Source organism: Thermoflexus sp. (assembly GCF_025055495.1).
In the GTDB taxonomy this organism is placed as follows: domain Bacteria; phylum Chloroflexota; class Anaerolineae; order Thermoflexales; family Thermoflexaceae; genus Thermoflexus.
Genome location: NZ_JANWXB010000420.1, coordinates 1 through 10,597 on the forward strand (window position 1 = coordinate 1; position 10,597 = coordinate 10,597).

At 64.5% G+C, this 10,597-nt stretch carries 9 protein-coding genes; 7 read left to right on the forward strand and 2 right to left on the reverse strand.

The window, feature by feature from the left end; translation table 11 throughout:
- Positions 1-113: 113 nt before the first annotated feature.
- Entirely contained in the window at positions 114-1,439 is a 1,326-nt protein-coding gene (locus NZM16_RS13695) for a serpin family protein (RefSeq protein ID WP_295480914.1), read from the reverse strand.
- Positions 1,440-2,123: 684 nt separating this feature from the next.
- On the opposite strand from NZM16_RS13695, the gene NZM16_RS13700 reads away from it, so the two are divergent.
- Genes NZM16_RS13700 through NZM16_RS13725 form a run of 6 tightly spaced genes read left to right on the forward strand, consistent with a single transcriptional unit; the run spans position 2,124 to position 8,560 of the window.
- Positions 2,124-2,711, forward strand: coding sequence for a 4Fe-4S dicluster domain-containing protein (locus NZM16_RS13700; RefSeq protein WP_295480916.1), 588 nt, complete (start codon positions 2,124-2,126; stop codon positions 2,709-2,711).
- The gene (locus NZM16_RS13705) at positions 2,708-3,613 is read left to right on the forward strand and encodes a CoB--CoM heterodisulfide reductase iron-sulfur subunit B family protein (protein ID WP_295480918.1); all 906 of its coding nucleotides are present in this window, start codon (positions 2,708-2,710) and stop codon (positions 3,611-3,613) included. The genes NZM16_RS13700 and NZM16_RS13705 overlap by 4 nt, the downstream gene beginning before the upstream one ends.
- Positions 3,600-5,603 carry a CoB--CoM heterodisulfide reductase iron-sulfur subunit A family protein gene (locus tag NZM16_RS13710; RefSeq protein WP_295480920.1) on the forward strand — a complete coding sequence of 668 codons (2,004 nt, stop codon included), beginning with the start codon at positions 3,600-3,602 and terminating at the stop codon, positions 5,601-5,603. Before NZM16_RS13705 ends, NZM16_RS13710 begins: the two co-directional genes overlap by 14 nt.
- A complete protein-coding gene (locus NZM16_RS13715; RefSeq protein ID WP_295480922.1) occupies positions 5,596-6,105 on the forward strand; it encodes a hydrogenase iron-sulfur subunit in 510 nt (169 codons plus the stop codon). Before NZM16_RS13710 ends, NZM16_RS13715 begins: the two co-directional genes overlap by 8 nt.
- On the forward strand, positions 6,102-7,097 hold the full coding sequence (locus NZM16_RS13720; protein ID WP_295480924.1) for a hypothetical protein: 996 nt from the start codon (positions 6,102-6,104) through the stop codon (positions 7,095-7,097). The genes NZM16_RS13715 and NZM16_RS13720 overlap by 4 nt, the downstream gene beginning before the upstream one ends.
- A complete protein-coding gene (locus NZM16_RS13725; RefSeq protein WP_295480926.1) occupies positions 7,094-8,560 on the forward strand; it encodes a Ni/Fe hydrogenase subunit alpha in 1,467 nt (488 codons plus the stop codon). The genes NZM16_RS13720 and NZM16_RS13725 overlap by 4 nt, the downstream gene beginning before the upstream one ends.
- A 324-nt stretch (positions 8,561-8,884) precedes the next feature.
- Here NZM16_RS13725 and NZM16_RS13730 read toward each other — a convergent pair whose 3' ends face one another.
- Positions 8,885-9,400, reverse strand: coding sequence for a hydrogenase maturation protease (locus NZM16_RS13730; RefSeq protein ID WP_295480928.1), 516 nt, complete (start codon positions 9,398-9,400; stop codon positions 8,885-8,887).
- A gap of 318 nt (positions 9,401-9,718) precedes the next feature.
- On the opposite strand from NZM16_RS13730, the gene NZM16_RS13735 reads away from it, so the two are divergent.
- Complete coding sequence (locus NZM16_RS13735; protein WP_295452400.1) at positions 9,719-10,354, forward strand: site-2 protease family protein; 636 nt, start codon at positions 9,719-9,721, stop codon at positions 10,352-10,354.
- The last annotated feature ends 243 nt before the right edge of the window (positions 10,355-10,597 follow it).

Here is a 10,597-nt window from a genome sequence, read left to right on the forward strand (position 1 = left end):
AAAACGAGATTTTGGAGGCTGGGGCGCTGCCTTCAGCGGCGCCCCAGCCCCTAAACCCGCAGGAGGGAAGGATTCCGCAGCCCTGCCTCCCCCGATCTCCCTTTCCCGGCGCCTCAGGGATGGACCACACGCCCGACGAAGAGGACCGCGCCCGTCGGAAGGTCCCGGATGAGGAAAATGAAGGGTCGGTCCACCTTCACCTCCACCGGGGCCAGGCCGATGGCGGTTGCTTTCATGACCACGGCGGTCGCCGCGGCGGCCTCCGTCCCGGCCTCGTCCACGGCGACGAAGGCTTTGTGCAGGACGTCGCCGATGAAGAGGTTGCGGGTGCCGTCCATCCCCGAAAAGTCCGCCTCGCCCGGGGTGAAGGCGACCCGCATCCCCATCGCCCCCAGGGCCTCCGCGAGGCGGAAGAAAGATTCCACCCGGAACCGCGGGAAGGTCAGGGCAACCTCCCGGGGCGTGAGACCCTGCAGGATCTCCTGCAGGCGCGCCGTGTCCAGGGAGGCCTCGAAGGTCTCAAACTGGCCCCGCTTCGGGGCGATGACGACCATCGCCAGCTCCCAACCGTCGTAGGGGATCTCCACCGCTTGGTAGTCCTCGCCCTCCGCATAGCCCATCCTCGTGGTCTGCTGCATCATCGGCACGCGGATCTCCGTGCCGTCCAGGAGGTAGAACGCGTCCTCGCGGGTGAGATCCGGATCGAAGGGTTCGGCCCATGCGGCATTGAAGTAGAGGGCGTTGGTCAGGACCAGGCGGGTCAAGGGGTCGATCGCGTTCGGCGGGATGAGGTCCTGGATGCGGCCTTCGGTCTGCTGGCGGACCCAGTCGTTGATGAGGGCGCGGGCGGCCTCGGGATCCCGAGCGAAATCCACTCCCCTTAGCCCCGCGCCGTAGTGCTCGGCCAGAAGGTCCAGGAACTCCGATCGGAAGGGATGACCCACCTGTCCCCAGAGGGCGTTGACGATCCGGAGCCGGAAGCCCTTTTCGTCCTTGCCTTTGGCTCCCTGCCCCCGGCGGATGAGGGCCTGGTCCAGCGCGTTGAACGTCGGGTGGAGCCGATCCGAGGGAAGGGAAAAGCGAAGGGTCCGGGCCATCGCCTGCTCCGTCTCGCCGCGGGCACCTGCGTAGGTCATCGCCAGGGCCAAGGAGATGCTGTAGGGGGAATAGAAGAGGTTCCCGCCCTGGGACTTCCGGAGGTGATGATAGAGATCCAGTGCGAACGCTGTGTTCCCCTGAACCAGTTGCTCCAGGTCCTGAAGGGAGGCTTCGGGCGCGGCGCTCCGGGGCTTGCTGGACTGCAGGATGTGGACGGGCAGGGGTTGGACAACCGTAGGCGGGGCCTGGGCTCCCGCGAGCGGACCGGCCGGGCGGACGCATGCGGCCATGGCGCTCAGAAGAAGGAGGCCAGACAAGAGATACGCGAGAACGGTCTTCATTTTTCCTCCTTTCCGGGTGGCGCCGTTTCGCGGAGCTCGCGGTGCAGTAGGCTCATGACTCTTGACGAAGCCGCGTTCCGATGAGTTCCCGATTTCGGGGAACCCTCACGGGCTCCCGCTAGGCGCCACGCCGGCGTGGCGCTCGGCTAAGCGAAGAGAGGGGCTGGGGGCCCGAAGCCCCCAGCCCACCCTAAAAAACCCTCAAATCCAGGATACAAAGCGCTTGTTTCCCAGGGATGACCTCAGTCCTCTCCACAGAGGAACGCCCGTGATGGTTCGCGCTTGCCGTTGTGAAAGATATCACTTGTTGCATCCCCCCGCATCTTTGACGATATAGGGTAGGGAAGACGAACGAAATTTGGAGAGCCCAAAGGCGGTCAAGGCGACCCTCTGGAGGGCCAAAGCGCTTCCCGGGAACCCCATAAGGGAGTCCCGTCGGCTGGGGTCGGGATAGAGTGGCAGATGGGATGCCCGGTCCGGAGGTTCGCGTCGACGAAAGGCAGGGGCGGGCAAGGGGTGTTCCCACAGCCTCTTCCCGCGCCTTCGGGTCGTGGAGAAGGGGCACGGGCCTGCGCCGGGGGAAGCACCCGGGCCGCTGATCCCTGGATCGATGATCCGAAGCCCGATTGCGAAGTGGCGATCGCGAGGGGAAAGCCTTCCCAGCTTGATGAAAGGAGCGTGGCGATGGCCTCTCTGGAGCCCCGAATCCATTACGAAGCGGATTTGGATCCCTCCTTCGCCCGTGAGATTATCGCGTCCAGTGGTTCCCCTTCATTGATGTCCTGCATTCAATGCGGGACCTGTAGCAGCGCCTGCCCGCTCAGCTTGTATATGGACTACACCCCGCGGCGCATCATCGCCATGGTTCGGGAAGGATTCAAAAAGGAGGTGCTGCGCAGCCGGACGATCTGGCTGTGCGCTTCCTGCTATGCCTGCACGGTTGAGTGCCCCAAACAGATCCGCATCACGGATGTTATGTATGCCCTCAAGCGCTACGCCATTCGTGAAGGTGTTCATCCCCCTCGATTCCCGATCCCGGTCCTGGCTCGCCTGTTCTACGACACTGTTCGCCGCCGCGGCCGCCTCACCGAGAGCTGGGTGGTCGCGCGGCTTTACCTCCAGACGATGCCGCTGCGCATCCCGGGGATGTCCACGTTGGGGTGGAAGCTGCTGCGACGCGGCCGCTTCCCGCTCCTCCCTGAGGGGATCCGGGATCGTCGGGGGTTGCAGCGGGTGTTGCGCGTTGTGGAGCGACGGGAGGTTGCCCGATGAGCTACCTCTACTTCCCCGGCTGCTCGCTGAAAGGAACCGGTCGGGCTTATGAGGAATCCCTCCTGGCGGTGTTCCGGGCCCTGGGGATTCCACTGGCCGAGCTGGCGGACTGGAACTGCTGCGGGGCCACGGCCTACATGTCCATCGATGAGCGCCAAGCGTTCGCGCTGGCGGCGCGGAACCTAGCCTTGGCAGAGGCCCAGGGCGCCTCGGACAACGGAGCCATCCAATTGATCGCTCCGTGCAGCGCGTGCTATCTGGTGCTCCTGAAGGCGCAGCGGCATCTGATGACCGACACCGCCTTCCGTCAGGAGATGTCTGGTGTGCTTCCGGGAAACATGGGCGATCCGGGCCAGATCCGAATCCGCCATCCGCTGGACGTCCTGGTTCACGACGTGGGGCTACAGGAGATCGCCCGCCACGTGCGGCAGCCGCTCCGCGGTTTGAAGGTCGCCAGCTACTACGGCTGTCAGATCGTGCGGCCGTTCGCCCTGTTCGACCGCCCCCATGATCCATCCACCATGGATGATCTCGTCCGCACCCTGGGCGCGGAGCCGGTGGACTGGCCGCTGAAGACCCATTGCTGCGGCGGAAGCCTCACCGGGACGATGCCGGAGGTGGGGTTGCGACTGAACTATTTGTTGCTTCGGGAGGCGCAACGGCGAGGGGCCGACTTGATCATCACCGTGTGCCCGCTGTGCCAGTTCAACCTGGAAGCCTATCAGGATTTCATCCGCCGGCGCTACCCGGATCTGGCCCCAATGCCCGTGCTGTTCTTCACCCAGCTGATCGGGATGGCCATGGGTCTTCCCCCCCGTGAGCTGGGGTTGCAACGTTTGCTGATCCCGGTCGAGGGGCGAATGGCGGCGTTATCGAAGGAGGGAGCTCATGCGCGCGCATGAAATCTACCCGAACGGGGGCCCTCGCATCGGTGTCTATGTTTGCCATTGTGGATTCAACATCGCGGGGAAGGTGAACGTTCGCGAGGTTGTCGAGTTCGCCAAAACGTTGCCCTTCGTGGTGGTCGCCCGCGAGTATAAGTTCATGTGCTCCGATCCCGGCCAGGAGATGATCCGGGAAGACGTGCGGGAGCACCGGCTGGACCGGGTGGTGGTGGCCGCATGTTCCCCATCGCTGCATGAGGCCACCTTCCGCAGGGCCCTCGAGCAGGCGGGCCAGAACCCCTTCTTCTTCCAGATGGTGAACATCCGCGAACACGTGAGCTGGGTGACCGAAGATCCGCGGGAGGCCACCGAAAAGGCGAAGGCGCTGGTGGCCGCCGCCGTCCGGCGGGTGATCTTCCACGAACCCCTGCAACGCCGGCGTGTCCCGGTGAAGGACCGCGTGCTGGTGGTCGGCGGCGGGATCGCGGGGATCCACGCCGCCCTGACCCTGGCGGACGCCGGCAAGCACGTCTACTTGGTGGAGCGGGAGCCCACCATCGGCGGCCATATGGCCATGTTCGATAAAACCTTCCCCACCCTGGATTGCGCCGCCTGTATCCTGACCCCGAAGATGTCGCAGGTTGCAGCGCATCCCAACATCACTCTCTGGACCTATTCGGAGGTCATCCAGGTCGAGGGGTTCGTGGGGAACTTCCGCGTCCGGGTGCGCCGGAAGCCCCGCTACGTGATCGAGGAGCTCTGCGTGGGATGCCTGCAGTGCATCGACGCTTGCGTGTATAAGGATGCCCGCTTCCCGGACGAGTTCAACCTGGGCCTGGGCAAGCGCAAGCCGATCTATATCCCCTTCCCTCAGGCCACCCCGCGGGTGGTGCTCATCGACCCGGAGACCTGCATCTGGTTCAAGACGGGCAAGTGCAAGCAGACCTGTCTGGAAGCCTGCGAACGGGCGGCCATCGACTTCAAGCAGCAGGAGCGGATCGAAGAGATCGAGGTCGGGGCGATCATCCTGGCGACCGGGTTCAAGACGTTCGACGCCCGGCGGATCCCCGAATACGGTTACGGGAAATACCCGAACGTCTACACCGCCCTGGAGGTCGAGCGCCTGGTGAACGCCTCCGGCCCGACGGGGGGCGAGGTTCGATTGCGCGACGGCCGCATCCCGAAACGGGTGGGGATCATCCACTGCGTGGGATCGCGGGATGAGCGCTTCAACCGATATTGCTCCCGCGTCTGCTGTATGTATTCCCTGAAGCTGGCTCATCTGATTAAAGAGCGAACCGGTGCCGAGGTCTACAACTTCTACATCGACATGCGGACTCCTGGCAAAGGTTATGAGGAGTTCTATGATCGCCTGCTCCAGGAGGGCGTGCACTTCATCCGGGGCCGCGTAGCCGAGGTCACGGATTGGGCCATCACCCCGGATGAGGAGGGGAAGCTGATCATCCGGGTGGAGGATACCCTGGTTGGCGCCGTGCGTCGCATCCCGGTGGATATGGTGGTTCTGGCAGTGGGCCTGGAGCCCCAGCCGGACGCCGATGAGGTGCGCCGGATGTTCAACATCTCGTGCAGTAAGGAGGGCTTCTTCCTGGAGCGCCATCCCAAGCTGGCGCCGGTCTCCACGTTCACCGATGGGATCTTCCTGGCCGGGGCCTGCCAGGGTCCCAAGGATATCCCGGACAGCGTGGCCCAGGCCGGGGCGGCGGCGGCGGAAGCCCTCGCTTTGATCGATAAAGGTTTCGTGGAGCTGGAACCGAACACGGCCTACATTGTGGAAGCGCTGTGCTCCGGCTGTAAGACCTGCATCGGCCTCTGCCCGTATAACGCCATCTCGTTCGACGAAGCCCGGATGATCGCCGTCATCAACGAGGCGTTGTGCAAGGGTTGCGGCACCTGCGTGGCCGCCTGTCCGTCCGGAGCGGCCCGACAGCATCTCTTCGAGGACGCCCAGATCTTCCAGGAGATCGAAGGAGTGCTGGCCTATGTCTGAGCGACCCGTTGCTGGGGACAAAGGTTTCGAGCCGCGCATCGTGGCGTTCTTCTGCAACTGGTGCACCTACACCGCGGCGGATCTGGCCGGGACCGCCCGCATGGCCTATGCGCCGAACGTCCGGATCATCCGCCTGATGTGCTCCGGACGGCTGGATCCGCAATTCGTCCTGGCCGCCTTCCGCCACGGCGCCGATGGGGTCCTCATCGGGGGCTGCCATCCAGGGGATTGCCATTACCAGGAAGGCAACTACAAGGCCCTGCGGCGATACCTGTTGCTGAAGCGGCTCCTGCGGGAGATGGGCATCGAGGAGGAACGCCTGCGGCTGGTCTGGATCTCGGCCTCGGAAGGGGATCGCGTTCAGAAAGTGGCCAATGAATTCACCGAGACCATCCGCCGGCTGGGCCCCCTCCGCCTGGCGCCGCGCCCCGGAATGATCCGTCTTCCCGCTGCGGCCCAGCCGGAGCCTCAGCCTGCCGCCCGGGAAGGAGTCCTGCCATGAGCAAACCGAAGGTCGCTTTCTACTGGTGCGCCTCCTGTGGGGGCTGCGAGGAGGCGGTGGTGGATCTGGCGGAGGAGATCCTCCAGGTGGTGGAGGCGGTGGAGATCGCCTTCTGGCCGGTGGCCCTGGATTTCAAACGGGAAGACGTGGAGCGCCTCGCCGACGGGGAGCTGGTGGCCACCTTCATCAATGGCGCCATCCGAACCTCCGAACAGGCCGAAATGGCGCATCTGTTACGGGCCAAATCCCAGATCCTGATCGCCTTCGGCAGCTGCTCCCACACCGGCGGCGTCCCCGGGCTCGCCAACCTTTACGATCGGGAGGAGATCCTCCGGTATGTATACGAGGAAGCTCCCAGTGTGATCAACCCCCAGCGGGTGCGCCCGGAGGAACGCATCGAGGTCGACGAAGGAATGCTGACCCTCCCGAGCTTCTGGGGTGCGGTTCAGACCCTGGACCAGACAGTGGAGGTCGATTACTATCTGCCGGGATGCCCACCCCCGGTGGGGCTGATCCGCAGCGCCCTCCAGGCGCTCCTGTCGGGAAACCTGCCGCCGAAAGGCTCCGTGCTGGCTCCGGATGTCGCCCTGTGCGCCGAATGCCCCCGCAAACCGACCAAGCCGGAGCGCCTGGCGCTGAAAGAGCTGAAGCGGCCTCATCAAGTGCTGATCGATCCGGAGACATGCCTGCTGGCCCAGGGGCTGCTCTGTTTGGGCCCGGCCACCCGGAGTGGATGCGGCGCCGCCTGTATCACCGGGAATATGCCCTGCACCGGCTGCCTGGGGCCCACCAGCCGCGTTCTGGACGGCGGAGCCAAAGCCCTCTCCGCCGTGGCCTCCATACTGGACGCGACGGGGGAGGCGGAGATCGAGCGGATCCTGGAAGGAATCCCCGATCCGGTGGGCCTGTTCTACCGTTACAGCCTCCCGGCCTCGCTCCTCTATCGCCGGGTGGGTAACGGCGAGCGCGCTCGGGAAGGGAGGTCCTCATGAGCCGCCGCGAGATCCTAATCGATCCCATCACTCGCCTGGAAGGGCACGGCAAGATCCATATCTTCCTGAACGAGAAGGGGGAAGTGGAGCGGGCCTATTTCCAGGTCCCGGAGCTCCGGGGGTTTGAGAAGTTCGCCGTCGGGCGTCCGGCCGAGGAGATGCCGCAGATCACCTCGCGGATCTGTGGGGTCTGCCCCACGGCCCATCATATGGCCGCCACGAAGGCCCTGGACGATCTTTACCGGGTGGATCCTCCGCCGGCGGCCAAGAAGATCCGGGAGCTGGTGTATTGCACGTTTATGGCGGAAGATCACGCCCTTCACTTCTACTTCCTGGGCGGGCCGGATTTCGTCGTTGGCCCCACTGCCCCCAAGGCCGAGCGCAACATCCTGGGGGTCCTCGCCCGGGTCGGCCTGGAGATCGGGCGGGAAGTGATCGGCGTGCGCAAGCAGCTGCGGGATCTGATCACCCGTGTCGGCGGCAAAGTCGTTCACCCGGTTTTTGGCCTCCCCGGCGGCATCGCCAAGCCCCTGACCCCGGAGGATCGTGAGGCTTTCCTGGCCGGGGCCGAGCGGGCCGTCCAGTTCGCCCTGTTCAGCCTTGGGCTGTTTGAAAGGATGGTCTTGAAGAATCCCGAATATGTGGAGTGGATCCGCTCGGAGGCGTACACCCATCGCACTTACTACATGGGGCTGGTGGACGACCAGAACCGGGTGAACTTCTACGACGGATGGCTCCGGGTGGTGGATCCCAACGGCCGGGAGTTTGTGAAGTTCCGGGTCCAGGATTACCTGAAACACATCGCGGAGCGCGTGGAGCCCTGGAGCTACGTCAAGTTCTGCTACCTGAAGGAGGTGGGCTGGAAGGGCTTCGTGGACGGCCCGGAGAGCGGGGTCTACAGCGTGGCGCCTCTGGCCCGCCTGAACGCCGCCGAGGGCATGGCCACCCCGCGAGCCCAGGAGGCCTACGAGCAGTTCTACGCGACGCTGGGCGGCAAGCCGGTCCATCACACCTTAGCCAACCACTGGGCACGCCTGATCGAGCTGCTCTACGCCGCGGAGCGGATGCTGGAGCTGGCCCGGGACCCGGAGATCCTGGATCCTCGGGTTCGCACCCTGCCGGCCGCCGTCCCGCGGGAAGGGATCGGGGTGGTGGAGGCCCCCCGTGGAACCCTGATCCATCATTACGAAACCGATGAGCGGGGGCTCATCACCCGGGCCAACCTGATCGTGGCCACCCAGAACAATGCCGCCCGCATCGCCATGTCCGTGGACAAGGCGGCGCGCGCGGTGATCCGGAATGGGGAAGTGGATGAGAGGATCCTGAATCAGGTGGAGATGGCCTTCCGGGCTTACGATCCGTGTCACGCCTGCGCGACCCACGCGTTGCCGGGCCAGATGCCGCTTCTCATCCGGATTTACAATCCGCGTGGGGAAGTGGTGCGCGAGATCCGTCGGGATTAAGCGCTTGTTCCGAAAAACGAGTTGCTCTTCGGTTTGATCCTCCCTCGGGAGCTTTCGGGATGGGCGAGCCGTCGCGGGCGGTCCGCCCATCCCTGAGTTGTTTTTCCCCAGACTGATTCTTGATCCTTCGAACGCCCTCTGCATATTGAGGCAACGAGTTCGATCCGAGCGCCCTCAGGGGAGAAGCAGGCCAGGCCCTCTCCTCTCCCCAGGATCCCAGGGGCCTGAAGGGGGGCCCTTGCCCTCCGGAGCGGCTTCGGCTTCTCAAATCCCCTGTTCGTAACAGGACGAAGCCGGAGGAGCCCGGGAGGCGGCCGCGCCTCCTCATCGACCGGGCATCTCCGGATCCGTGGTCGTTCCGGCAGCCTTCTTGGGGGAGGACTTCCACTCTCGCACCTGTTCCCGAACCTGACGGACCAATTCCGGAAGCGCCTCGCGGACCGCAGGGGTCAGATCGCCGCCAATGGTGAGGGGATCTGCCACTTCCATCGCGTAAATCTCAATGCGCTCCGGAAACGGGATCTGCAGCGCGCGGGCGACTGCCAGCATTTCGGGGAGCCCCGCATAGTGGGGGGAAGGCGCCCGCACCGACCCCAACTCCTCCACCCGCCACCTCCAGATCGTCCCGGGCGGGGCTTGGCCGGTTTGAACGGCATCGATCAGAATGACCCGATCGTATCCGATCAGAAGATCCAGCAACGCCAGACCGGAAAGAGGGCTCTCCACCAGCTCGACCTCCCCGATCTCCCCGAGTTCCTCCCGGAGGGCACGAACCGCCAGCAGGCCCACGCCGTCATCGCTCAGAAGATCGTTGCCCAGGCCCAGGATCAGGATCTTCATCGTCGCCTGGCCCTCCAGTATATCCGACACAACATGAACGCAAGATGCAACTTCCGAGACCTCCCGGGGGATTAGGGCTGGGGCGCTGCCTTCAGCGGCGCTCCGGTATTTTTAGAGAGGAAGGCCCAGCCTGTTTCCCTCCCCCAGGTGCTCAGAGCCTATCTCCAGGATCTACCACCCCGAAAGAGGGTGTTATCCGTTACAATTATAGAAGTTACGTCGCCGGGAGCCGACCGAACGAGGTGGAATCGGCCTATCTCCATCTCGAGGAGGCAAGCGGCGTAACCCCTGGGGGAAAACCGGAGGAGGTCGGTCGGTATGCCCTTTGCCCGTCTGAGCGATCCGGGATATCTGCTGGCCCTGGCGGTGATCTTCCTGTTCGCGCTGCCGCTTCACGAGCTGGCCCACGCCTGGGTGGCGGAACGTCTGGGGGATCCCACGCCGCGCCGTTATGGAAGGGTGACCCTGAACCCGATGGCCCATCTGGATCCCATCGGCGCTCTGATGCTGGTGCTGGCCGGGTTCGGATGGGCCCGTCCGGTCCCCGTGAACCCGCTTTATCTCCGCTATGGCCCGCGGGTGGGGATGGCGCTGGTGGGCGGCGCCGGGCCGTTGACGAACCTCTTTCTGGCCGGCCTGGGGATCCTGGCCTATCGGGCAGCCCTCGAAGTGTCGGCGCTTCTGAACTTCGTTCCTGTCCTTCAATTCCTAAGCGCGTGGATTTTTATTAACATCGGCCTGGCGGTTTTTAATATGCTTCCTCTGCCCCCGCTGGACGGCTATCGGGTGCTGCAAGGGTTGCTCCCGCCGGATCTGGCATACGCCTACGCCCGGCTGGAGGCCTATGGGCCGTTGTTGCTGCTGCTTTTCCTGGTGCTGGATCGGCAACTGGGCCTTCTGTGGAGTGTGTTGCAGCCTTTTTACGGGCTGGCGTTCCGGTTGATGCATTTATGACGGGGGGTGGACGAGCTCCCGATTTCTCTCGCAGGAGGGGTGGGGGCGCGCCTCGTCTGTGGTCGTGCTCCGCTGCAAGCCGATGTTCTGGGGGTGGCGGTGCGGACAGCGAAGCCGTCCGCACCGCCATCCCAATCTTTCTATCTCCACGCGGCCCTGCAGTGCGGGAAGAGGAATGCGCCTGACTGCGAATGGGCCGTAAGCGGAATCATCCTCCTATGGTCATCCGGCGGAAGGCCTCCG